Raw genomic sequence first — 22881 nt, 5'->3', positions numbered from 1 at the left:
GGCGGGCGGTGTGGAGTGGTGCCGGGTCGTGACCCCGGCCCACGCCCACGGTAGTCGATCGGCCGTCCCCGGACCGGACGACGCCCCCGGCGGTGCCGAGGGCGTCGTGGCGGGTCAGCGGGACGGCGCAGCGTCAGGCGATGGTCAGCATCAGCCGATGCTGAAGTAGCCGCTGACCGGCATCCAGCTGACCGGATGCAGCTGCGTGCCCTGGCTCGGGTTCAGCGCGGAGATCATCATCCCGTTGCCGACGTAGATGCCGACGTGGCCGCCGCCGTTCTGCTGCACCAGGTCGCCGGGCTGCGGGTTGCTGGTGCGGGTCAGTGCGGAGGGCTGCGTCTGGGACGTCCGGGGCAGGCTGATGCCCGCCTGGGCGTACACCCACTGGGTGAAGCCGGAGCAATCCCAGGCGCCGGGCTTGGTGCCGCCGTAGACGTAGGCGGAGCCGATGCCGCTGTAGGCAGCCTTGACGATCGCGGCGCGCTTGGCGGACAGTCCGGCGGTGTTCACCGAGGCGGACGCGGTCTTGGCGGAGACCGTCGTGGTCTTCGTGCCGGCCGGGGCGCTGCCCCCGTGCGGGGCGCCGTCGCTCAGGTATCGGGTGGCGACCCAGCGCTTGGCGCCGTTGTAGTCGATCTGGGTCCAATCGGTGGTGGTCGTGCCGGTGGTGGTCACCGTGGTGCCGACCGGCAGCGTGGTGACCCGGGTGAACTGGGTGCCCGCGCCGGTGCGGACGTTCAGCGCGACGGTGGTGGTGCGGGTACCCGCGGAGCTGGTGGTCGAGGACGTGGACGCCACCGGGGCGACGGTGGTCGTCGAGGCGCCGACCGGGGCGGAGCCGTTGGCGTGGGCGAGCGGAGCCGCACCACCGAGGGTGACAAGACCGGCGGCGACGGCGATGCCGGCGCGGCGGGCAACCGAACCGTCGGTGTACCCGGCGCTGTGCGCGGCCACGGAGTGGGCGCGCCAGGTGCGGTCGGCGGCGATACCGGCGCTGCGGCGAGGCGTGGTGGACAGGGACTGCGACATGGGGGGCCTCCGTATGCCTGCGGGGTGAGCTGTCGGGTTCGGGTGGGAGGCACCCGGCCTCGGGGGACTGTGGTGGGTCCCCCTCGGCTTCACCCCTAGGCCGACCTGGTGGGCCGGTCACACGTGGTTCCCCCGCTTCTGCCTGGACGTTGATGACAACGGACACGGACGGCGGCAGAACTCGGCGGACCGCCCGCGGCGTGGTTCCTGGTGTTGCCACGCGTTCGTCACGCTAACCCGACCCGTCGCTTGATCACAAATCGGTAACGCAGGGTGGTGGCGGTCGAAGGGTGTCAGGGTTCTCCCGGAGGGGTGGGCGGATACCGCGGCAGCGCTGCCGGACAATCTCGGAGGTGGCAGTGAAATGCCTTGCCAGAAGCCTGTTATCGGGTGTCCGGGTGGGGCTTCGGGAGGTCGTCGGTGGAGGTCTCCGGCCCCTTCGGGGATCGTGATGCAGATCACGATTTGTTGATGTCGGAGCGTTCCGGTCTCGGCACGGTCTCGGCACGATCTCCGTACGATCACGCTTCTCGCATGCTGATCACAGATTCTCAGATACTGCTCGGGTCCGGGTTCGTTCAGCGAAGTTGAGGTGTGTCGGTCGGGTTCAGCTGCGTCGGTCGGGTTGTGGGGGCGTCGACCACGCCGTGCCACCGGATGCCGTGCACCGGGTCTGGAGCTCAGTGGAACTCCTCGGACTCCTCGGCGGTGTAGAAGAGTCCGAGGTCGCCGTCCCGCAGCTCGTCGACCGGCAGGGTGAGCAGGCGCTGCTGTTGCGCCGCGCGCGCCTCCGCGGCCTCCCGGGCCAGAGTGTCGAGCCGGTCGCCGACCCCGGCCGCGGCAAGCACCTGTTTGCCGGCCCGGAACAGCCCCTCGTCACCGCACAGCAGCCGGCTCTCCCGCCACACCTTGCAGGCCACCATGTCGTGGAAGTCGGCGAGGCCGGACTGGGCCCGCAGCGTCGCCAACGGCTTGACGATGTAGTCCAGCTCCTCGCGGAAGCCGGGGTTGCGCAGGTAGAAGTACTTCCTGGCGTAGATCGCCTCGTCCAGGGTGGTGACCAGTCCGTCGGGGGCGTCGTCGCCGACCAGGACGACGATGTCGAGGTCCGATCCCTGCACCAGGATCCCGGTGGACCGTTCCGGGCGCAGCACGTCGTGGGCCATCCCGTAGACGATGTCGCCGGCGATCGCGACGCAGAAGTGCCCGGCCAGCAGCGGGTCGGTGAGGAAGGGCCGGGTGATGTCGTCCATGATCCGGCGCGCGGTGTAGAGCTTGCGCCGGCTGACCTGCTCGATGTGGTCGGCCAGCTCGGCGGCCGCCGCGTCGAGGGCGTCGGGTTCGTCGGCCGGGCCGACCACGGTGTAGGTGAGGAACTCCCGCAGGATCGACGGCGAGAGGCGTACGTAGCCGTCGAGTTTGATGTCGAGGCGTACGTAGCGCTTGCCGATCACCCGATGGGCCAGCCGCGGGTCACCGAGGCAGGCCTGCCACAGCGGGAAGCCGCCGGCCCCCAGCGCCTCGTGCAGCTGGGAGCCGGTCAGCGGCCCGCGGAAGGAGACCGTACTCAGCGCCCGGTCTGCCAGCTCGGTGCGCTCGGACCCACCGGTGGCGTGATCGGGCCGGTCTCCGATGTGCCCGGGCCTGCTGACGGCCTGCTCGGGCCTGCTGCCGGCGGTGCGATCCGGGTCGGGAGGGGTCACCGGTCAGCCGAGGGCGCAGCGAACGACCTCGGCGATCGCCTCCGCGTAGTGGCCGGTCAGCTCCTGGGTGGGACCCTCCACCATCACCCGGCAGAGGTTCTGGGTGCCGGAGTAGCGCACCAGCACCCGGCCCTTGCCGGCCAGCTCGGTCTCGGCCCGCCCGATCGCGGCGACGATCTCCGGGACGGTGTCGATGACGGGCTTGCGGTTGACCTCGACGTTGACCAGCACCTGGGGGAAGACGTCCATCGCCGCGGCGAGGTCGGAGAGCGTCCGGCCGGTCTTGAGCATGGTGGCGACCACCTGGAGGGCGGTCAGTTCGCCGTCGCCGGTGGTGTGGTGGTCGAGGAAGATCACGTGGCCGGAGTCCTCGCCGCCGAGGTTCGCGCCGAGCCGGCGCATGTCCTCCAGGACGTAGCGGTCGCCGACCTTGGCGGCGTGGTGTTTGTAGCCGTACTTCTCGCAGGCCAGGGTCAGGCCCAGGTTGCTCATCACCGTGGAGACCAGCAGGTCGTTGGCCAGCCGCCCCTCGTCGTGCAGCTGGTTGGCGCAGACGACGAGGATCTGGTCACCGGTGATCTCCTGGCCGCGCTCGTCGACGGCGATCAGCCGGTCGCCGTCACCGTCGAAGGCCAGCCCGACCTGGGCGCCGCGGGCCAGCACCGCGGCCCGCAGGTCCTCGGTGTGCTGGGAACCGCAGTTCTCGTTGATGTTGTAGCCGTCCGGCTCGTCGTGGATGACGGTGACGTCGGCGCCGAGTTCGCGGAAGATCGCCGGGGCGACCTGGAAAGTGGCGCCGTTGCCGGTGTCGAGGACGACCTTGACGCCCTCCATCGACAGTTCCCGGGGGAAGGTGTTCTTGAGGAAGACGGTGTAGCGGCCGGCCGCGTCCTCCAGCCGGTGGGCCCGCCCGAGGTCGTGCGGGGCGGCGGCCAGCGCATCCAGCCCGTCGCCGAGGATGAGGTCCTCGATCTCGTGCTCGTCCTCGTCGGAGAGCTTGTAGCCGGTGCCGGCGAAGACCTTGATGCCGTTGTCCTGGTAGGGGTTGTGCGAGGCCGAGACGACAAACCCGGCGTCGGCGCGCATCGACTCGGTGATGTAGGCGATGCCCGGGGTGGGCAGTACGCCGAGCAGCTCGACGTTGCCGCCCATCGAGGTGACGCCCGCTTCCAGGGCGCCCTCCAGCATGTCGCCGGAGATGCGGGTGTCCTTGCCGATGACGATCCGGACGCGGTGTCCCGCGGGCTTGCCCCGGCTGACCACGTGGGTGACGGCCTGGCCCAGCCGGTACGCGGTGATCGCGTCCATCGGATACCTGTTGGCCTGGCCGCGGATGCCGTCGGTGCCGAACAACTTGCCCATCTGCTGTGTCTCCTTCTGGTGCCGGGTCCTCACCCGACGGGTCCTACCCACCGTCTACCGTCTCGTGAGACGTTAGGCGCTTCCGGCCCTGTCACCCGGCGGGTCCTACGGTGCGTGTGCTGCGTGGTCGGTCAGTCGGCCTCGAACAGGCCCATGTCCGGCACCAGGGCGGCCGCTCGGGCGTCGGTGTCGTCGATGATGGCCTGGAGCCAGGCGGTGCCCGCCTCCTTTGCCGGGGCCGCCAGCTCCTGGACGGCGGCGACGTAGCGGGTGCCCGCGGCCGCGGCGGCGACCAGCGGGTCGAGCAGGGCCGGCGGGGCCGTCCGCAGCGTGTCGGGGACCTGCTCGGGGGCGCAGGAGGCCAGCAGCTCGGCGTACCGGTCGACCAGCTGCCGGCGGCCGGGGGTGTCCGGGTCGATCGTGGTGATCAGCGCGGCGAGGCGCTTCGTACGCTCCGCCCGGGCCCGCTCCAGCATCTCCAGCGCGCCCTCGAGGACCAGCTCGCCGAGCTCCTGGGCGGCGAAGAACGGCCGGCGGACGCTGCGGTACCACGCCTCCAGGGCGATCAGGCTGGCGATATAGCCGAGGTTCTTCTCCAGCAGCGGCGTCAGCCGCTTGTACCGGCGGGGGGTGTTGGGGCGCCGGACGCCGTCGGTCGGCGGGGTGAGGACGAGCAGGCCGTCCTCCCGGACGTCGTCGCGCAGGATCGAGCCGGCGCCGACGACGGTGCCGAAGCCGACCTGGACCGGGCCGACGGTGCCGCCCTGGCCGCCGAGGAAGATCGGCGGCTGGTCGAGCATCACCCCGCGGGGCACGTCCCCGAAGAGCGAGGCGGTCGTCTTGTTGCCGTCGGGGGTGAAGTTGAAGTGGATGTAGGAGGAGCCGACCTCGGAGTGGTGCGCACGGCTGGTGCCGCCGGCCATCAGCACGTCGCAGAAGTTGATCAGGCTGCCGAGGGTGACGAACGGGAAGAGGATCGTCTGCTTCAGCCCGACGGTGTGCGCCCCACCGGCCTGCTCCTCCAGCAGGGTGCCCTCGCGGACGTGGGCGCCCAGCCCCATCGACGCGCCCTGGAGGAACACCGCGCGGTCGAAGTAGCCGGCCTTGAGACGTACGTCCGGGCCGAGTCGGCAGTCCTGCAGGGTGACCGGACCCTCCTCGCCGAGGACAACGCCGGCGGAGATCACCGTGTCCGCACCGTGGATCCGGCAGCCGGGATGGATGGTCACACCGTCGGCGGAGATCCGGTCGATGTCGACGTCCTCACCGATATCGAGGGTCCACGGGTTGGGGATGTCGGCGCCGCGTTCGATCAGCTGTCTGGCCTTGTCGAAGCCACGTGGCTTTCCCTGCATGGACGTACCTCCCAGTGCCGGCAGGCGCCGACCGGGACAGATTCTAACGGTGCGGCGGTCGGCGGGGCGCACGTACGGTGAGGACGGCGTGAGCGGGCGGGGCTGCGGGCCCGTCGGCTGGCGGGTCAGCAGGACATGGGTTGCCGCCGGCCTGTCCTGGTGACGTCGTGCCGGCCGTGCCGGCTCTCCGGACCGTGCCGGCGTGCCCGCCTACCGCACCAGCCCGGTCTGGTAGGCGATCACCACCAGCTGGGGCCGGTCGCGGGCGCCGAGCTTGGCCATGATGTGGCTGACGTGGGTGCGGGCGGTGGCGGTGCTCACCACCAGTCGGTCGCCGATCTCGGCGTTGTTGAGACCCTCACCGACCAGGGCGAGCACCTCCTGCTCGCGCTCGGTCAGCACGGCCAGCCGGTCGTCGGAGCGTACGGTCGGGGCGGCGCCGGTGAAGGTGGCGATCACCGTACGCGTCACGCTCGGCGACAGCAACGAGGATCCGCCGGCCGCGAGCCGGATGCCGCGGAGGATCTCGTCGGGCTCGGAGTCCTTGACCAGGAAGCCGGCGGCGCCCGCCTGCAGTGCGGCGAAGACGTACTCGTCGAGTTCGAAGGTGGTCAGCACCACCACCCGGGTCGAGGCGCAGGTGGGGTCGGCGCCGATTCGGCGCAGCGCGGCGATGCCGTCCAGTTCGGGCATCCGGATGTCCATCAGCACCACGTCGGGATGAAGCTCCCGGACCCGCGCCACCGCCTCCAGACCGGTGCCCGCCTCCGCGACGACGGTCATGTCGTGCTCGGCGTCGACCAAGGCCCGTAGCCCCATCCGGACCAGCGGTTGGTCATCGGCGATCAGGACGGTGATGGGCTCGGCCGCGGTGGGCTCGACGGGGTGGGGGGTGCTGGTGTTGGCACGGGGGGAGTGGGAGCCGCTGGTGGTGGGGCCGGACGAGGTGCCGGCGGTGGAGCCGGAAGTGGTTGTGTCTTCGGGGGGCATAGGTCTTCCCTGGGGAAAGGTGACTGTCTCGTCATGGAAAGGTGACTGTCTCGTCCGCCCCGTTGTCTCGTCGGCGAGGACGACGGCGATGTGCGGCCGAGTTTCGTTGTCGTGCACGACCGGTAACGCTAGTGGGTGGACCTCGGACGGTTGTGGCGGATCGTAGTGCTGCGCTCCTGTGGTGCGCCGGGCGGAGAGAGGTCGGGGGTCCTAACGTGTTCTGGTCGCTGAGGTGATGGCTGTCGCGTGTTCTGGTCGCTGAGCGCGCCGCCCCGTTGGCTCGACAGGTCACACCCCGCGTTTGTGGTCACACCCCGCGTTTGTGGTCAGATGCCGCGCGTCGGCAGGCGGCATCTGACTGGAACCGCGGCGGCAACCTGATACCGCGGCTGCCGAACCCGGCGGCATCCGTCTCGATATCGCGGGAGCCGGCCGGCCACCGCCAGCCGTGGGCAGGAACGGTCGGAGGCCGGGGGCGGGCTTTCGCCCGGCCGGATTCGCGCTCATTCCCTCGGCCCGGGAACGGCGGGCGACGCGACGGGCGGCCCTGCCTCGCCGGTCGGCCCGAGCGGCAGGCCGGCGCTGATCGCCACCCCTCCCGGGCCCTCGTCGTGGATCGTCAGTGTGCCGCCGAGGGTGGCGACCCGTTCCCGCATGCCGCGCAGGCCGTTGCCGGCCACGATCGGCCGGTCGGGCGCCGGGCCGCCGTTGCTGACCTCGATCAGCAGCTGGTCCCCGACCCGGTCGACCCGGAGGTCCACCGGGGTGCCGGGGGCGTGCCGGACGGCGTTCGTCAGTCCTTCCTGGACGATTCGGTAGGCGACCTGCTGGACCGGTGTCGGCACGCTGGACACCAGCCCCGGGCTGCGGTGCAGGGTGATCGCCGCGCCGCCGGCGACGAGTGGGGCGATCAGGTCGTCGAGCCGGTCCAGGGTCGGGCCCGGGGCGAGCGGGGCGGCCTCCTGGGGGTCGCGGAGGATGCCGAGGGTGCGCCGGACGTCGGTCAGCGAGTCCTTGGCGCTGGTGCGGATCGCCTCCAGAGATGCGCGTGCCTGGGCCGGGTCGTCGTCGAGGAACCGCAGTGCCACCCCGGCCTGCAGCGAGATCGTCGACAGGCTGTGCCCGACGACGTCGTGCAGGTCCTGGGCGAGCCGCAGCCGCTCCCGATAGGCGACCCGGCGCATCTCCTCCTCGTGGGCCTGTCGGCGGGCCAACAGTTGGCTGCGCCGCATCTCGGTGATCAGGGTCGGCACCAGGATCGCCGCGAAGCCGAAGATGATCGCCGGGTAGAGCCAGGCACTGGTCAGCCCGAGGTAGGGCTGGCGCCAGCCGACGGCCGACAGCATCGGCACCAGCGCCAGCACCCAGGCGGTCCAGGCCCGGCCGGGCCGGCTGCTGGTCAGCGCGACCAGGGCGATCGCCGGGGCCGGTAGGGCGAACGGCAGCGAGCCCCCGGCGACCAGATAGCCGGCCACCCCGGCCAACACCATCACGTACGCCAGCCGCGGCCGGACCGTCCGCAGCAACAGACCGGCCCCGACCACCAGGCACCCGGCGACCAACACCGGCAGCCACGGCGAGTCGAGCGCCTGCGCCCACGGGCCGGTCGGGTCGGGGTAGCCGGGGTCGTACGGGTCATAGCGGCCCGGCATCATCGACTGGTCGCGCATGTGCTCGCGCATCGCCCGCTGCACGGCGGAGGGGAGCGCGGCGACCAGCATCAGCCAGGCCACCACGATCGCGCTGAGCACCGTCGCGACGAGTCGGTGCCGCGGGTGGGCGTGTCCTGCGGGAGAGCCGTGGGAACGCCCCCAGGGGAAGTCGTGGGAGCGCCCGTCGGGGGAGTCCGGGCCCGATGCGGGCAGGCCGGGGCGGGGTTCCATGCCCCGATCGTACGTACGTATCCCGGGGCGCACCATCGCCGCCGGAGCGTAGCCGTCCGGGGGCGACGTACGTCGAGGCGAGGGGGCGACGTACGTCGAGGGGCGTACGTGAAGTGTCGCCCGCGGGCCGATGTGTGCACCCGCCCGGCCGACCAGACTGGAGCCATGTTCACCTCGCTGCTGCCCCTGGTGGTGCCGGGCTACATCGGGCCCGGCCCGATGATGGGCCACCATGCGTACGGTTTCTCATCCTTCTTCGGAGGCATTCTGATGTTCCTCGGCCCGCTGCTGCTGGTCCTCTTCCTCATCTTCTTGTACAAGCGGGCGGAACGGCGTGGGACGCCGCTGTTCGGCTGGGGTCCGGAGGGACGCCCCGAGGGCGGCCCCGGGGCCTATCCGCACCACCACCACGGCCCGCACACCCCGCCGGCTCCCGAGGACGAGGCGCTGCGTACGCTCGCCAACCGCCTCGCCGCGGGGGACATCAGCCCCGAGGACTACCGCGAGCGGGTCGACACGCTGCGGACCACCCGGGCCCAGGCCACCGATCCGACCGCCGGCATGCCGTACATGGGCCCTGAGGACAAGGGGTCGGAGCAGGGAGGTCAGCCGTCGTAGCAGAACACAGCAAGAAGTCACACACAGGTGGGGGTCCCGGTGCCGTCCCCCAGGCACCGGGGCCTTCGGCCGTCTGCACCCGGCGGGCCGCACCGGACAGGCCGCACCCGACAGGCCGCACCCGACAGGGGGTCACGCCGGGCCCGGCCGTTCGCTAGCCTGACCCCATGAGCGATGCCACCGAGGCGGTCCGCAAGGGCTACACCTTCGACAGCGATGCCATCGAGCTGGGCGTGCTGGTGGCCGACGGCCAGCCCGTCCCCGACGTGAAGATCCGGCTCGCCCTCAGCATGCTGAACCGGCACGGGCTGGTCGCCGGCGCCACCGGCACCGGCAAGACGAAGACCCTGCAACTCATCGCCGAGCAGATCTCCGCGGCGGGGGTGCCTGTCTTCGCCGCCGACATCAAGGGCGACCTGTCCGGCCTCGCGGCGCCCGGCACGGCCAACGAGAAGCTGCTGACCCGGACCGCCGCGATCGGCCAGGACTTCACCCCGGCGGCCTGCCCGGTGGAGTTCTATGCGCTCGGCGGCCAGGGGTCGGGGGTGCCGCTGCGGGCCACGGTGAGCTCCTTCGGGCCGCTGCTGCTGTCGAAGGTGCTGGGGCTCAACGCCACCCAGGAGTCGTCGCTGTCGCTGGTCTTCCACTACGCCGACACCAACGGGCTGCTGCTGCTCGACCTGAAGGACCTCAACGAACTGCTGAAGTTCCTCGTCTCCGACGACGGCAAGGCCGAGCTGGCCGACCTCGGCGGGCTGGCGAAGGCCACCGTCGGGGTCATCCAGCGTCAGCTCGCCGCGCTGTCGGCCCAGGGCGGGGATCTGTTCTTCGGGGAGCCCGAGTTCGAGACCGAGGACCTGTTGCGCACCACGCCCGACGGGCGCGGGCTGATCTCGCTGCTCGAGCTGCCCGATCTGGCCCAACGGCCGGCGCTGTTCTCCACCTTCCTGATGTGGCTGCTCGCCGACCTCTACCAGCACCTGCCCGAGGCGGGAGACCTCGACCGGCCCAAGCTGGTCTTCTTCTTCGACGAGGCGCACCTGCTGTTCGACGACGCCTCCAAGGCGTTCCTGGACGCGATCGAACAGACCGTACGGCTGATCCGGTCCAAGGGCGTCGGCGTCGTCTTCGTCACCCAGTCGCCGAAGGACGTCCCGGAGGACGTCCTCGCCCAGCTCGGGTCGCGGGTGCAGCACCAGCTCCGCGCCCACACCCCGAACGACGCCAAGGCGCTGAAGGCCGCGGTGGCGACCTACCCGAAGACCGACTACGACCTCGCCGAACGCCTCCAGCAGCTCGGCATCGGTGAGGCGATCGTCACCGTCCTCAACCCCGACGGTGCCCCGACCCCGGTGGCCTGGACCCGGATGCGCGCCCCGCAGGCCAGCATGCAGCCGCTCGAGGCGCCGGCGATGACGGCGGCCGTGGAGGGCTCGCCGCTGCAGGCCCGCTACGGCACCGCGATCGACCGGGAGTCGGCGTACGAGGTGCTGAACGCCAAGCTGCAGGCCGGAGCGGCCGCGGCTGCGGCAGAACAGGCGGCCGCCGAGCAGGCCAAGGCCGAGGCGCAGCGGGCGAAGGAGGAGGCCGAACGGGCGAAGGCCGAAGCCGCCGCGACCCGCGAGGCCGACCGGGCCGCCGCGGAGGCCGAGCGTGCCCAGCGCCAGGCCGACCGCACGGCGGGGCGGACGACACCCTCACGCCCGGCCCGCCGGGAGAAGTCGCTGATCGAGGAGATCAGTGAGAATACCATGGTGCGCCAGATGGCCCGATCGGCGGCCCGGGAGATCACCCGGTCACTGTTCGGCACCGGCCGGCGGCGCTGAGCGGACTGTTCGGCACGGACCGGCGGCATGGAGCGGTCGGCCCCGGCGCTCGTGGATGATCCGCTCGGGATCGATCGGTGCGTCAGCGAGGGACCGGTCGGCCCCGGCGCTCGTGGATGATCCTGACCCCCTAGACTGGCTTTGTCCGGACAAAGGAGGGGCTGTGGTCGACAAACCGTCGTGCCGGGCGCGGATCTGGGGCCTGGTCCCGATCGCCGCCTTTCTGCTGATGGCCCTGGTGCTGCGCGCGCCGGTGGCAGTGGTGCCGCCGCTGCTGCCGGAGTTCCAGGCCGCGCTGCACCTGGACACGATCCAGGCGGCGCTGCTGACCAGCATCCCCGTGCTGTGCTTCGGCCTGCTCACCCCACTCGTCTCCCAGCTGGTGCACTGGCTGGGGATCAACCACGCCGTCTCCTGGGGGCTGGCCGCCGTCATCGTCGGCTCGCTGCTGCGGGTCGACGGCACGATCCCCGGCGCCTACACCGGGACGGTGCTGATCGGGCTCGGACTGACCGTCGGCAACCTCGGGATGCCGATGCTGATCAGCCGCCAGTACCGGCACCGCGCGGCGCTGCTCACCGGCGCCTCCTCTGCGACCATCAACATTGCGGTGACCCTGGCCACGGCGACCGCGGTCCCGGTGGCGATGGTGGTCGGCTGGCAGCGCTCGTCCGCCCTGTGGGGGACCATCATCGGCGGTGTGGCGCTGGTCGTCTGGCTGATCGTCTATCCCCCTGGTGTCCGCGGCGTACGAGGAGCACTGCGCCGGCGCGCCGGTCTGGAGACCTCGGTGCAGTCTGTCCGCGAGGGGCGTGCGCAGCTGCGCACGGCGGGCCCGCGGTCCTCCCTGCTGCGCTGGCCGGTGGCCTGGCTGCTGGCCGCAGCATTCTCCGGTCACACCCTGGCCTACTACGCGGTGACCTCCTGGCTGCCGTTGGCACTGGTCGACCTGCGCGGCATGACCGCCGGGCAGGCCGGAGCGGGGGCATCGATCTTCCAGGCAGCAGGCATCGTCGGCCCGTTCATGACGTCCTGGCTGATCGACGGCCGGGGCTGGTCACTCACCCGCAGTGCGCTGCTGGTCGGGGTCTGCTGGGCCGCGCTGCCGTTGGGCATCGTGCTTGTTCCCGCGGGCTGGGTGATCTGGAGCCTGCTCGGCGGCCTGGCCCAGGGCGCTTTCTTCACCCTGCTCTTTGTCATCGTCGTACGCCGCACCCGCGACGTCGACGAGAACCGCCGCCTCACCGCGATGGTGCAGACGATCGGCTACTCGGTCGCCGCCACCGGGCCGGTGGCGATGGGCTGGGTGCACGATCACCTCCATGCCTGGGGCCCCTCGTTCCTGGTCGTGTTCGCGGCGGTCGTCGTGATGATCGTCACCGTCGTCGCCGCGGCCAGGGACCGCAGTGTGCCTGGGGCCTGATCCGTCTCGGCCGGCGTCCTGACCCGTCAGTCGCCCATGCAGGTACCGATGTGCCGGGCGGCCAGCAGCCAGGGATGGTCCAGCGGCACGGTCTTGAGATGGCCGGCCACCTCCTCCAGCGGCACCGGCACCGCACCCTGTCCCTGGGCCGCGACCGTCACCCCGAAGTGTCCCTCGGCCACCAGATCGGCGCCGGCTCCGCCGAGCAGGGTGCCCAACAGCCGGTCCTGGGCGTCGGGAGTGCCGCCGCGCTGGACGTAGCCCAGGACGGTGACGCGCGATTCCAGACCGGTTGCGGCCTCGAGTGCCTCGGCCAGGTCGAAGGCGTTGCTGCGGTGGGCGGCGATCACCGCGCTGCGGTGGCTCTTGGCGGCGGCTTTCGCCTCGGGGGTGGAGGCGCTCTGGACGAGTGCTTCCGCGGCGGCCAGATCGGCGGACCGCTGGATGTCCCGGGCGCCCTCGGCGATCGCGACCACGGAGAAGTTGTGTCCGCCGGCGGCCCTGTTCTGGATGGAGGCCGCCACCGAGTCGATGGTGTAGGGGATCTCCGGCAGCAGGATGATGTCGGCGCCGCCGGCGATCCCGGCTCCCAGCGCCAGCCAGCCGGCCTTGTGGCCCATCGTCTCCACGACGATGATCCGGTGGTGGGAGTGCGCGGTGGAGTGCAGCCGGTCGATGGCGTCGGTGGCGATGCCGAGGGCGGTGGAGAAGCCGAAGCTGGTCTCGGTCTGGGCGATGTCGTTGTCGATGGTCTTCGGCAGATGGATGACGTTCAGCCCGGCCCTGGCGAGCCGCAGGGCGGTCTTGGCGGTCCCGCCACCGCCGATGCAGACCAGGGCGGCAAGGTCGTCCTTCTCGTAGTTGTCGACGATGGTGGGCACCATGTCGACGACCTCGTCACCGACCTTCATCTTGTGCGGTTTGTCCCGGGAGGTGCCCAGGATGGTGCCGCCGGTGGTGAGGATGCCGGACAGGGCCACCGAGTCCAGCGCGACGAAGCGGTTCTCCGCCAGGCCACGGATGCCGTCGCGGAAGCCGATCACCTCCATGCCGTGGTGGCCGACGGCCGCCTTGCCGAACCCGCGGATCGCGGCGTTGAGCCCCGGGCTGTCGCCGCCGGCGGTCAACACTCCTACCCGCCGCTTGTTCTTGCTCATCCGGCCCTCCTCATGTGCTCGTCCACAGCAGCCTAACGGCTGGGTCGTACGTCTCGCGGCCGCTCGGCGTGGCCTTCCCGTTCCCCGACGTGTTCCCGTTCCCCGACGTTGGGCCTCACCGCAAGCTGTTCGCCGCCCGGGACAGCTCCTCGTAGAACTCCTCCTCGCGCCGGTCCAGCTCGTCGACGAAGGCACCCAGTGAGAGGATGCCGCTGCGGCGGCCCTGCTCGTCGCGCACCGGCACGCCGATGGCGCCGATCCCGGGCGTCACGTCCTCATGGGACAACGTGTAGCCGCGGCGGTGGGTGAGCTCGATGTCGGCGCGCAGCTGCTCTGCGGTGACCAGGGTGTGCGGGGTGAGCACCGGGAAGGGGGCGCCGGCGAGGTAGGCCTCGCGGTCCTCGGCGGGCAGACCGGCCAGGATCCCCCGCCCGGCCGCGCCGGCGTACAGCGGCAGCGAACGTCCCGGCTTGAGGATCAGCACCTCGACCGCGCGGCCCTGCACCCAGTCGATGCACATGCCGCGGTCGCCGACCGGAACGCTGAGGTAGGTGGTGCAGCCGGTGCGTTCGGTGACCTCCCGCATCGCCGAGCGGACCGTACGCCACTCGGTCTGGGCCTCCTGGGCCGCGTCGGCCAGCGCCAGCCAGCGCTGTGACAGCATCACCCGGCCGTCCGGGGCGGTCAGCACCAGATCGATCGCGGCCAGCCCCTCGACGAGCCGATAGACCGTCGACCGTGGGACGTCGATGGCATCAGCGAGCTGGGCCGGAGACATCGCCTCGGTCTCCTTGAGGGCATCGATCAGGTCGCGGGCGTTGCGGAGCAGGGGTGAGGTGGTGCCGTTCATCGGGACGCCTCCGACGCTTCCTCGGCCCCCGGCGCTTCCGGCGCCCGGAACCCCAGCCCGGCGCTGACCCGCTCGGCGGCCGCGATCACCAGCCGACTCATCTCGGCCTCCTTCCCCAGCACCAGCGGCCGCAGGCCACTGACCGAGATCGAGGCGACCAACTCGCCGCGGTGGTTGAAGATCGGTGCGCCCATTGCCGCCACCCCCGGCGTGACGTCCCCGTCCGAGACCGCATAGCCGCGGGCCGCGTCGCGACGACGCTCGTGCTCCAACTGGGACCGTGGCGGCACCTCCGGGTCCGTCCGGGCCTGCTGCTCGAACGCGTCCAGCACCAGAGCGGCCTCCCCCGGCGGCAACTGCGCCAGCAGCGCCCGCGGTCCGGCGCCGGCGTAGAGCGGCAGCGACCCGCCCAGGGTCTGCTTCAGGGAGCGGACCCCGCGGCCCGCCAACCGGTCGACACACACCGCCTCCGTGCCGTGCGGGACGTGCAGGAAGGCCGTCCCCCCCGAGGCGTCCCGCAGCCGGCTGAGCTCGGGGCGGGCCGCAGCCAGCAGGTCGAGGCGGTCGTCGCAGACCCCACCGACCTCCAGCGTGTACAGGCCCAACCGGTAGGTGGCCCGGGCGGCGCCCTTGTCCACCCAGCCGACCGAGACGAGGTGGGAGAGCAACCGGTACATGCTGCTCAACGGCTCACCGGTGAGAGCGGCCAGCTCGGACACGCTCAGGTTGCCGCCGTGCTCCAGGGCGCGGAGCACGCCGTCGGCCTTGGAGAGCAGCTCCAGGCCGCGTACGTTCTCACTCATCACCCACCCCCTCTCTCGGATCTTCTCGTCCAGTGGACAAGGATAGCGGATGATGCGTGATGGCCGTGCTGTGACCGCGCCCCCGCGAGGGATTTCGTGGCCGTGGATCGTCTCAGCCTGTCGACCTGGAGTCGACTCAACCTCAGCCGCACGTCAATAATCTCATCTCGTTGACGGTTAGTCCGGCCAGTGATAAATTGAAGTCACCGCGGCAGCATGAACCCTGATCCCGATCCGGCCCGTATCACCGGATGACGCGAGGCCATGGAGGCCGCGATCCACGTACCGGTCGGATACTCAATGACGAGAGGAATCCCGATGACCACTCAGCACACCGTTCGCTTGACAGTCGGGCAAGCAATCGTGCGCTTCCTCGCCCAGCAGCGGGTGGAGCGCGATGGCATCACGGCGCCGTTCTTCGGCGGCGCCTTTGGCATCTTCGGTCACGGCAATGTGGCCGGCATCGGGCAGGCTCTCCTGCAGTATCGGGAGGAGTTCCCGTATCACCAGGGACGCAATGAGCAGGGCCTGGTGCACGCCGCGATCGGCTACGCCAAGGCGAAGAACCGGCTCGGCGCCCTGGCGGTGACCACCTCGATCGGGCCGGGCGCGGCCAACATGATCACCGGAGCCGGCACGGCGACCTCCAACCGGCTGCCCGTGCTCCTGCTGCCTTCCGACTACTTCGCCACCCGCCGCACCGGCTACGTGCTGCAGCAGATCGAGGACCCCACCTCCCCGGCCAACTCGACCAATGACGCCTTCCGGGCGGTCTCCCGGTTCTGGGACCGGGTGTCACGGCCGGAGCAGCTCTCCGAGGCACTGCTCGGGGCGATGCGGGTGCTGACCAGCCCCGCCGACACCGGCGCGGCGACCGTGGCGGTGCCCCAGGACGTCCAGGCCGAGGCGTACGACTTCCCGGTCGAGTTCTTCCGCGAGCGCGTCTGGTACGTCCCGCGGGCGCGGGCCGATCTGGCGGCCCTGCACCGCGCCGCCGACGCTGTCCGTCAGGCGAGGCGGCCGCTGATCATCGCCGGCGGCGGGGTGATCTATTCCGAGGCCACCGAGGCGTTGGAGTCCTTCGTCGAGGCCACCGGCATCCCGGTGGGGGTGACCCAGGCGGGCAAGGCCTCGCTGCGCTGGGACCACCCGCTCAACGTCGGTGCGCTGGGCGCCAGCGGCTCCAAGTACGCCAATCAGTTGGCGGCTCAGGCCGACCTGATCATCGGCATCGGCACTCGCTACACCGACTTCACCTCGGCCTCGAACACGCTGTTCCAGGACCCCGACGTACGTTTCCTGAACCTCAACGTCCAGGAGTTCGACGCGTACAAGGAGGGGGCGTTGGCCGTCATCGGCGATGCCCGCGAGTCGCTGCGCGAGCTCGGCGAACTGCTCGGCGAGTGGCGGGTGCCCGAGGATCACCGTCGCCAGGCGATCGAGCTGGCCGACGAGTGGCGCCACGAGGTCGACCGGATCGTCGCTCCCGACCCCGCCGCCGAGACCCTCCCGCAGGCGGTCGCCATCGGCATCGTGAACACCTTCACCAAGGCCGATGACGTGGTGATCAACGCCGCCGGCTCGATGCCCGGTGACCTGCACCGGGTCTGGCGGCCCGGCGGCCCGCTCGGCTACGGCATCGAGTACGGCTACTCCTGCATGGGCTACGAGATCGCTGCGGGCGTCGGCGCCAAGCTCGCCGACCGCGACCGGGAGGTGTTCACCTTCATCGGCGACGGCACCTACCTGATGCTGTCCGCTGAGCTGCTCACCTCGGTCCAGGAGGGCCTCAAGCAGATCGTCATCCTGGTGGACAACAAGGGCTACGGCTCCATCGAGGCACTCTCCAAGACCGTCGGCTCGCAGGGCTTCGGCTGCCGCTTCCTCTACCGGGACCAGGCCACCGGCCAGTTCTCCGACCGCACCCTGGACATCGACTTCGCCCAGAACGCGGCCAGCTACGGCGCCACGGTCTACACCGCCACCACTGCCGACGAGCTGCGCGACGCCCTCGCCGCGGCCGTCGCCGGGGAGGAGACCGCGGTGATCTACACCGTCGTGGACGCCCAGGGACGCTTCGGCGGCTCGGGCGCCTGGTGGGAGGTGCCGGTCCCGCAGGTGGCGGAGATCGACTCCAGCAATGAGGCGCGCGGCGTATACGACGACCATCGCGCGACCCAGCGGCTCTACGTCTGAGTGACGACGAGCCGAGGAACCAGAGAGGTTTGTGCACATCATGACGACCACACAGCAGAGCGGGACGTCGCTGGGGGGCGGTCGCGGCGATCTCGAGCCGATGGCGCTGGAGAAGATCGCGCGCCAGGTCCGGTGGCTGATCGTCTCGACGGTGGCGGCGAGCAAGGCGGGCCACATCGGGGGGCCGCTGTCGGCGACCGACATGCTCGTCGCGCTCTACTTCCACGAACTCGACATCGACCCGGCCCAGCCGCGCGATCCGGAACGTGACCGGTTCATCCTGTCGAAGGGGCACTGCGCGATCGGGCTCTACTCGACGCTCGCGCTGCGCGGCTACTTCCCGGTGGCGGAGCTGGCGACGTTCGACCACGGCGACTCCCGCCTCCAGGGCCATCCCGACATGAAGCTGACCCCCGGGGTCGACGTGTCGACCGGATCGTTGGGCCAGGGCCTGTCGGCCGGTCTGGGGATCGCGATCGGGGCGAAGAAGCAGGACAAGGACTTCCACACCTGGGTGATGCTCGGTGACGGGGAGAGTGAGGAGGGGCAGGTCTGGGAGGCGGTGCTCAGCGCGCCGCGCTTCGGGGTCGACAACCTCACCGCGATCTTCGACGTCAACGGTCTGCAGCAGTACGGCTGGCCGGCCCAGGAGCGGGACCGGTTCGACCGGTCCGAGCCGCTGGGACACGTCGACCTGGAGTCGGTGCTGACCGGTTTCGGCTGGAACGTACTGACCATCAACGGCAACGACTACGACCAGATCCTGGCTGCCTTCGAGCAGGTCCGGGCCTGGCACGGCACCGCGGGCAAGCCCACCGCGATCGTGTCGCGGACCGCCAAGGGGCGTGGTATCTCGTTCACCGAGGGCCATTTCACGTGGCACAACGGGGTCGCCACCCCCGAGCAACTCGAGCAGGCGCACCGCGAACTGTTCGGCACCGATCCGGAGGGAGCACAGCGATGAAGGCCCAGCGCAAGGTGTGGGGGGAGACAGTGCTCTCGCTCGCGGGGTCCGACGACCGGGTGCTCGTCCTCGACGCCGACCTGGCCACCTCGACCCAGGCCGTGCAGGTCGCCAACGAGCTGCCGGGCTCTTTCCTCGAGCTCGGCATCGCCGAGGCGAACATGGTGGGTGTCGCCTTCGGGCTGACCACCCTCGGCTATCGCCCCTGGCTGTCGACGTTCGGGGTGTTCCTGACCAGCCGTTCGCTCGACCAGATCCGGATGATGGTCTCCCAGACCAACGCCCCGGTGCGGCTGTCCGGCGCGTACGCCGGGCTGCTCAACGGGTCATCGGGCAAGACCCACCAGGACCTCGAGGACCTGGCGACGATGCGAGCGATGCCGAACATGACCGTGCTGGCGCCGGCTGACGAGTACGAGATCGCCGCGATGATGCCCTGGATCGCCGACCACGACGGGCCGGTCTACCTGCGGGTGGCCCGCGACGCCGTGGAGCCGGTCTTCGACGCCGACTACCGGTTCGTCCCGGGAAGGGTGTACGAGCTGCGGCCGGGCGGGGACGTGACGCTGGTCTCCACCGGTGTGCAGACCTCCCGGGTCGTCCAGGCGGCCGGCCTGCTCGCCGAGAACGGCATCGAGGCGACGGTGGTGCACGTGCCCTCGCTCAAGCCGATCGACGAGGACGGTCTGGTCGCGGCGATCGGCCGCTCGCCGCTGGTGATCACCGTGGAGGAGCACTCCGTCTACGGCGGTCTCGGCGGACTGGTGGCCGAGATCATGGCCGGCCAGGGTGGCCCCCGGGTGATCAGGCACGGTCTGGCCGACCGGTGGTCGGAGTCCGCGCCCAACGACTTCCTGCTCGACAAGTACGGCCTCTCCCCGCGGCGGGTCGCCGACCGGGTCGGGTACCTGCTCGGCGACAGGCATGGCGTGCCTGAGGCCGCCAGCGCCTGACCGTGCTGCCGGGTCGGCCCGCCTGTGCCGTCCCGGCAGTACCCGACACACCATCACACGACAGCCGGACTGGACGGAAAGGAGACAGCAATGAGTGAGTGGGTGTACCCGCGAGGCAGCGCACCGGAGGGGCCGTGGGAGCTCTCGGTCGGCGCGGCGGGATCGGCGGTGACGGTGGACGGCTGGGCCCACACCGGCATCAAGGTCGCGCAGACCACCGGCGGCCAGCTGCTGACGTTGCCTGCGGCGGCCGAGGAACGGCTGATCGTGCCGCTCGCCGGTGCGTTCGCGGTGCAGATCGACGGCGGCGAACGGTTCGGTCTGCGGGGCCGGCGGGACGTGTTCTCCGGGCCGACCGACGTGGCGTACGTGACGCCCGGCGTGGCAGTGGAGATCACCTCGATCGGCGAGGGCCGGGTGGCGGTGGCCACCGCACCGGCGACCACCGGCGCACCGTCCCAGGTCGTTCGCGCCGAGGATGTCCCGGTGAGCGTACGTGGCACCGGCATGTGCACCCGGGAGATCCGCAACTTCGGCATGCCCGGGGTGGTCGAGGCCGAGAAGTTCCTGGTCTGCGAGGTGATCACGCCGGCCGGCAACTGGTCGTCGTACCCACCGCACAAGCACGACGAGATCACCGACACCGAGAACTCGCTGGAGGAGATCTACTACTTCGAGACTCGCACCGAGCCGGGAGCACCGGAGGGGGCCGGCGCGCCGATCGGCTACGCCCGGGTCTACTCCACCGACGAGCAGCGCCCGATCGACATCACCGAGGAGGTCCGCGCCGGTGACCTGATCCTGGTCCCGCACGGTTGGCACGGCCCCGCGGCGGCGGCCCCGGGCTACGACATGTACTACCTCAACGTGATGGCCGGCCCGGGCACCCGGGAGTGGCTGGTGACCGTCGACCCCCACCACGTGTGGGTGCCGGAGGCGATCGCCGGTCTGCCGGCCGACCCGCGCCTGCCGCTGGAGGCGCACTGACACCGGTCGACGGACCCAGCCGCTGGGCTGTTGACGGGGTGATGGGGTTGATGGGGTTGATGCGCTTGACGTTGATGCGCTTGACATGGTGCATCCGACGTGTCGCACTCGACCTGATGCGCCCGACCCCGGGGCGAGCCACGCTCGTCCCGGGGCCGAGGGCGTTACGTGGTCCGGGTAGCCGGCGGCGGGCCCGCCGGAAAGTGTCACCGGGGGGTTGAATTCTCCGCTCGAGAACGGACCTTCCGTTCGCCCGGGGGCGGGTGGTGTCAGGTCGACGGCACGGCGGCTCACCCACCACCGGAGCACCGGGCTCACCAACCGCAATTACGCACCTACCCGGCGACCGTCCTACCCCGCCACTGCGCGGTAGCGGGCCAGCAGGTCCGGCACCCCGCCCTTCCATGGGTCCCCGTGACCCGGCAGCACCCAGGGCGCGTCCAGGCCCTCGAGCCGGGCGAGGGAGTGCGCGGCGGCGGCCGGATCGTCGGTGAACGGCGCCGGCTGCGGGCCGGTCCGCCCGGTCAGTACGTGGCGGGTGGTCAGCGCGTCACCGACGAAGAGGGCGCCGACCGCGGGCACGTGGATCGCGACGCTGCCCGGCGAGTGACCGGGGAGCGCGATGATCTGCGGTGACCCGGGCAGGTCCAGGGTGTCGCCGTCGGCGAAGGTGCTGACCTCCTGGGGGCGTCGGATCCGCAGCGCGCCCTCGCTGATGCCGTAGGCGAGGAATCCGACGGTCGCCCCCAGGCGCATCGAGCCCCACGGCGGATTCGTCCGTTCCCGGCCCATCGTCCGCTCGGCGTCGGCGGGGTGCACGAAGATCGGCACGCCCCTCTCCTCGTGCAGCCGCGCGGCGAAGCCGATGTGATCGTCGTCGCCGTGGGTGAGCACGATGCCGCGGACGTCGTCGAGGCTGCGGCCCGCGGCCTTCAGTTCGGAGCGCAACTCGGTGTAGTGGCCGGCGAAGCCGGCGTCGATGACGGTGATGCCGTCGTCGGTGACGACGAGGTGGACGGCGACGATGCGGTTGCCGATGCGGTGCAGGCCTGGTGTCAACTCCATGATGGCTATCTTAGTTAGCCATCATGGCTACGGTCAATAGCTATGATGTAGGGCAGAACCCTGAGGAGAGCCTGATGCCGACCCCTGAACGGACGACCACCGCAGCCATCGTCGCCGCCGCCCGCGCCATCGTGGAAGCCGGCGGTGTCGACTCGTTGACGATGAAGGAGGTCGCGACCCGGGTGGGCGTCCGCGCCCCCTCCCTCTACAAGCGGGTCCGTGACCGCAACGACCTGATCCGCCTGGTGGTGGAGGACACCGTGGACGAGATCGGCGTCCGGCTACAGGCCGCTGCCGATCGTACGGTGGACCCGCGCGCCGCGGTGGTCGCGATGACCGACGCGCTGCGGGCCCTCGCCCACGAGCGGCCGCAGTGCTATCAGCTCACCTTCGGCCCGCTGCCGCCCGGCGCCCGCCCCGAACGGGGCACCCTCGAACGGGTCGCCGGGCCGGTGTTGGAGATGTCGGGTCGGCTCGCCGGGGAGGACCATGCGCTCGAGGCGGCCCGCACCCTGACGGCGTGGATGAACGGTTTCATCCAGATGGAGCTGTCCGGGGCGTTCCGGCTCGGCGGCGACGTCGATGCGGCGTACGCCTGGGGTCTCGCGGCGTTGATCGAGGCGATCACGAACGGTGGGGAGCGCCGGCGTGACTGACCTTCCCGGCGCCCACGTTCAGTCGACCAGGTGGATCACCAGCACGGCCAGGAACGGGACGGTCAGCAGGCCCAGCACGACGGCGTGGATCCGCCAGTGGTCGCGGATCACCGCGGCGAACTCCCGCAGCATCGCGCTGGGCCAGTAGTACCGGGCGGTCGGGGCACCGACGGTGAAACCGTCGAGGCGTTGGGCGTGCATCAGGGTCGCAGCCCGGAAGGCGTGGTAGTTGCTGGTCACCACGGCGGTCGGCCCGGAGAGTTGCTCGCGGAGCAGGATCTCCTTGCTGTGGCTGAGGTTCTCGGCGGTGGAGGTGGAGCGATCCTCGACCAGGATCCGGTCGCGGGGGATGCCCCGGTCGACCAGGTAGTCGGTCATCGCGGTGGCCTCCGCCACCGGCTCGTCGACGCCCCGGCCGCCGGAGGGGACCAGCCACGGTGTCACGCCCGCCTCTGCGGACCGGTGGTAGACCTCGATCGCCCGATCCAGTCGTTCGGCCAGCAGCGGCGGCACCTTCCCGGCAGTCAGCCCCGAGCCGAGCACGATCACCGACTCCACCGGCCGGAGATGGCGGCCGGTCCACCAGGTGTAGACGCCGGCGTAGCTGACGTACGCGGCGAAGGCGAAGCCCAGGTACATCAGCGGCACCCCGATCAGCACCAGCAGCCCCAACCCGGTCGTCCGGCCGGTCACCAGCAGCATGATGGAGGTGACCGGGTAGCCGACCATCACCAGGCCGACCAGCAGCCCCAGCAGCTGGGCCGGGCCGGCCCCTTCACGGCGGAGGACGGTGACACTGTTGGCGATCAGGAAGATCCCGAGCCCGATCACGGTCAGCAACAGCAGGATCGGCAGCACCAACAGGATCAGCCCGCCGGTCAGCGCCACCGCCAGCGCGACCGCGGTGGCGAAGGCCAGCAGGCCGGTGAGGTACGTACGCGGATCCCGCCGCAGGCTGGCTACGGTGAGGAGGAACAGGACTGCCGTCGCGATCCACATGTCGCCGAGCCTAGATGACTGATTCCGAGGGCTCTTCGAAGGCGTCCGGTGGTCCGCTGCTG

19 protein-coding genes and 1 riboswitch are annotated in these 22881 nt (G+C 71.0%); of the genes, 8 read left to right on the top strand and 11 right to left on the bottom strand.

The features are described from left to right. Positions 1 to 150: 150 nt before the first annotated feature. The 6 genes from R0145_RS15310 to R0145_RS15285 form a co-directional block, all read right to left on the bottom strand. Positions 151 to 1029, bottom strand: coding sequence for a C40 family peptidase (locus R0145_RS15310; protein WP_317837741.1), 879 nt, complete (start codon positions 1027 to 1029; stop codon positions 151 to 153). A 2-nt stretch (positions 1030 to 1031) separates the two neighbouring features. Further along, a riboswitch (cyclic di-AMP (ydaO/yuaA leader) is annotated at positions 1032 to 1194 on the bottom strand. A 515-nt stretch (positions 1195 to 1709) separates the two neighbouring features. Continuing rightward, positions 1710 to 2732, bottom strand: a complete 1023-nt coding sequence (locus R0145_RS15305) for a hypothetical protein (RefSeq protein WP_317837740.1) — start codon at positions 2730 to 2732, stop codon at positions 1710 to 1712. A 3-nt stretch (positions 2733 to 2735) separates the two neighbouring features. Continuing rightward, positions 2736 to 4094: a phosphoglucosamine mutase gene (gene glmM, locus R0145_RS15300; protein ID WP_317837739.1), complete on the bottom strand. Its 1359-nt coding sequence runs from the start codon at positions 4092 to 4094 to the stop codon at positions 2736 to 2738. A gap of 131 nt (positions 4095 to 4225) precedes the next feature. After that, positions 4226 to 5449, bottom strand: coding sequence for a UDP-N-acetylglucosamine pyrophosphorylase (locus R0145_RS15295; RefSeq protein WP_317837738.1), 1224 nt, complete (start codon positions 5447 to 5449; stop codon positions 4226 to 4228). 210 nt (positions 5450 to 5659) lie between these two features. Then, on the bottom strand, positions 5660 to 6439 hold the full coding sequence (locus tag R0145_RS15290) for a response regulator transcription factor (protein WP_317837737.1): 780 nt from the start codon (positions 6437 to 6439) through the stop codon (positions 5660 to 5662). Positions 6440 to 6942: 503 nt separating this feature from the next. Further along, positions 6943 to 8322: a sensor histidine kinase gene (locus R0145_RS15285; RefSeq protein ID WP_317837736.1), complete on the bottom strand. Its 1380-nt coding sequence runs from the start codon at positions 8320 to 8322 to the stop codon at positions 6943 to 6945. A gap of 165 nt (positions 8323 to 8487) precedes the next feature. On the opposite strand from R0145_RS15285, the gene R0145_RS15280 reads away from it, so the two are divergent. From R0145_RS15280 to R0145_RS15270, 3 genes are all read left to right on the top strand, one after another. Continuing rightward, complete coding sequence (locus R0145_RS15280) at positions 8488 to 8940, top strand: SHOCT domain-containing protein (RefSeq protein WP_317837735.1); 453 nt, start codon at positions 8488 to 8490, stop codon at positions 8938 to 8940. A gap of 167 nt (positions 8941 to 9107) precedes the next feature. Next, complete coding sequence (locus R0145_RS15275) at positions 9108 to 10766, top strand: helicase HerA-like domain-containing protein (protein WP_317837734.1); 1659 nt, start codon at positions 9108 to 9110, stop codon at positions 10764 to 10766. Between the two features lie 163 nt (positions 10767 to 10929). Then, positions 10930 to 12189, top strand: coding sequence for a CynX/NimT family MFS transporter (locus R0145_RS15270; RefSeq protein ID WP_317837733.1), 1260 nt, complete (start codon positions 10930 to 10932; stop codon positions 12187 to 12189). Positions 12190 to 12215: 26 nt separating this feature from the next. Here R0145_RS15270 and R0145_RS15265 read toward each other — a convergent pair whose 3' ends face one another. The 3 genes from R0145_RS15265 to R0145_RS15255 all read right to left on the bottom strand — a co-directional run bounded on the left by R0145_RS15265 (position 12216) and on the right by R0145_RS15255 (position 14999). Next, a complete protein-coding gene (locus R0145_RS15265) occupies positions 12216 to 13346 on the bottom strand; it encodes an ATP-dependent 6-phosphofructokinase (protein ID WP_317837732.1) in 1131 nt (376 codons plus the stop codon). A 115-nt stretch (positions 13347 to 13461) separates the two neighbouring features. Beyond that, positions 13462 to 14196 carry an IclR family transcriptional regulator gene (locus R0145_RS15260; protein WP_317837731.1) on the bottom strand — a complete coding sequence of 245 codons (735 nt, stop codon included), beginning with the start codon at positions 14194 to 14196 and terminating at the stop codon, positions 13462 to 13464. Continuing rightward, positions 14193 to 14999 (bottom strand): IclR family transcriptional regulator, encoded by an 807-nt coding sequence (locus R0145_RS15255; protein ID WP_317837730.1) that lies wholly within the window; start codon positions 14997 to 14999, stop codon positions 14193 to 14195. Before R0145_RS15255 ends, R0145_RS15260 begins: the two co-directional genes overlap by 4 nt. Positions 15000 to 15317: 318 nt before the next feature. Between R0145_RS15255 and iolD the strand changes: the two genes are divergently transcribed. The 4 genes from iolD (at position 15318) to iolB (ending at position 20099) form a co-directional block, all read left to right on the top strand. After that, entirely contained in the window at positions 15318 to 17195 is a 1878-nt protein-coding gene (gene iolD, locus R0145_RS15250; RefSeq protein ID WP_317837729.1) for a 3D-(3,5/4)-trihydroxycyclohexane-1,2-dione acylhydrolase (decyclizing), read from the top strand. A 40-nt stretch (positions 17196 to 17235) separates the two neighbouring features. Next, a complete protein-coding gene (locus R0145_RS15245; RefSeq protein ID WP_317837728.1) occupies positions 17236 to 18159 on the top strand; it encodes a transketolase in 924 nt (307 codons plus the stop codon). Next, positions 18156 to 19112 carry a transketolase family protein gene (locus tag R0145_RS15240; RefSeq protein WP_317837727.1) on the top strand — a complete coding sequence of 319 codons (957 nt, stop codon included), beginning with the start codon at positions 18156 to 18158 and terminating at the stop codon, positions 19110 to 19112. Before R0145_RS15245 ends, R0145_RS15240 begins: the two co-directional genes overlap by 4 nt. Before the next feature lie 90 nt (positions 19113 to 19202). Beyond that, positions 19203 to 20099, top strand: a complete 897-nt coding sequence (gene iolB, locus R0145_RS15235; protein ID WP_317837726.1) for a 5-deoxy-glucuronate isomerase — start codon at positions 19203 to 19205, stop codon at positions 20097 to 20099. Between the two features lie 351 nt (positions 20100 to 20450). Here iolB and R0145_RS15230 read toward each other — a convergent pair whose 3' ends face one another. Next, entirely contained in the window at positions 20451 to 21164 is a 714-nt protein-coding gene (locus R0145_RS15230) for an MBL fold metallo-hydrolase (RefSeq protein ID WP_317837725.1), read from the bottom strand. A gap of 74 nt (positions 21165 to 21238) precedes the next feature. Between R0145_RS15230 and R0145_RS15225 the strand changes: the two genes are divergently transcribed. After that, entirely contained in the window at positions 21239 to 21820 is a 582-nt protein-coding gene (locus tag R0145_RS15225; RefSeq protein ID WP_317837724.1) for a TetR-like C-terminal domain-containing protein, read from the top strand. An 18-nt stretch (positions 21821 to 21838) separates the two neighbouring features. Here R0145_RS15225 and R0145_RS15220 read toward each other — a convergent pair whose 3' ends face one another. Then, entirely contained in the window at positions 21839 to 22819 is a 981-nt protein-coding gene (locus tag R0145_RS15220; protein WP_317837722.1) for a YdcF family protein, read from the bottom strand. Between the last annotated feature and the right edge of the window lie 62 nt (positions 22820 to 22881).

Origin of the sequence: Raineyella sp. W15-4 (genome assembly GCF_033170155.1) — a bacterium.
GTDB lineage: Bacteria > Actinomycetota > Actinomycetes > Propionibacteriales > Propionibacteriaceae > Raineyella.
This window is presented reverse-complemented; position numbering and strand designations above follow the sequence as displayed.

Coding starts and splice junctions, on each gene's coding strand:
- iolB (WP_317837726.1), top strand. CDS start 19,203: ATGAGTGAGTGGGTGTACCCGCGAGGCAGCGCACCGGAGGGGCCGTGG.
- R0145_RS15310 (WP_317837741.1), bottom strand. CDS start 1,029: ATGTCGCAGTCCCTGTCCACCACGCCTCGCCGCAGCGCCGGTATCGCC.
- R0145_RS15220 (WP_317837722.1), bottom strand. CDS start 22,819: ATGTGGATCGCGACGGCAGTCCTGTTCCTCCTCACCGTAGCCAGCCTG.
- R0145_RS15225 (WP_317837724.1), top strand. CDS start 21,239: ATGCCGACCCCTGAACGGACGACCACCGCAGCCATCGTCGCCGCCGCC.
- R0145_RS15280 (WP_317837735.1), top strand. CDS start 8,488: ATGTTCACCTCGCTGCTGCCCCTGGTGGTGCCGGGCTACATCGGGCCC.
- R0145_RS15260 (WP_317837731.1), bottom strand. CDS start 14,196: ATGAACGGCACCACCTCACCCCTGCTCCGCAACGCCCGCGACCTGATC.
- R0145_RS15240 (WP_317837727.1), top strand. CDS start 18,156: ATGAAGGCCCAGCGCAAGGTGTGGGGGGAGACAGTGCTCTCGCTCGCG.
- R0145_RS15285 (WP_317837736.1), bottom strand. CDS start 8,322: ATGGAACCCCGCCCCGGCCTGCCCGCATCGGGCCCGGACTCCCCCGAC.
- R0145_RS15290 (WP_317837737.1), bottom strand. CDS start 6,439: ATGCCCCCCGAAGACACAACCACTTCCGGCTCCACCGCCGGCACCTCG.
- R0145_RS15230 (WP_317837725.1), bottom strand. CDS start 21,164: ATGGAGTTGACACCAGGCCTGCACCGCATCGGCAACCGCATCGTCGCC.
- R0145_RS15295 (WP_317837738.1), bottom strand. CDS start 5,449: ATGCAGGGAAAGCCACGTGGCTTCGACAAGGCCAGACAGCTGATCGAA.
- R0145_RS15255 (WP_317837730.1), bottom strand. CDS start 14,999: ATGAGTGAGAACGTACGCGGCCTGGAGCTGCTCTCCAAGGCCGACGGC.
- R0145_RS15275 (WP_317837734.1), top strand. CDS start 9,108: ATGAGCGATGCCACCGAGGCGGTCCGCAAGGGCTACACCTTCGACAGC.
- iolD (WP_317837729.1), top strand. CDS start 15,318: ATGACCACTCAGCACACCGTTCGCTTGACAGTCGGGCAAGCAATCGTG.
- glmM (WP_317837739.1), bottom strand. CDS start 4,094: ATGGGCAAGTTGTTCGGCACCGACGGCATCCGCGGCCAGGCCAACAGG.
- R0145_RS15265 (WP_317837732.1), bottom strand. CDS start 13,346: ATGAGCAAGAACAAGCGGCGGGTAGGAGTGTTGACCGCCGGCGGCGAC.
- R0145_RS15245 (WP_317837728.1), top strand. CDS start 17,236: ATGACGACCACACAGCAGAGCGGGACGTCGCTGGGGGGCGGTCGCGGC.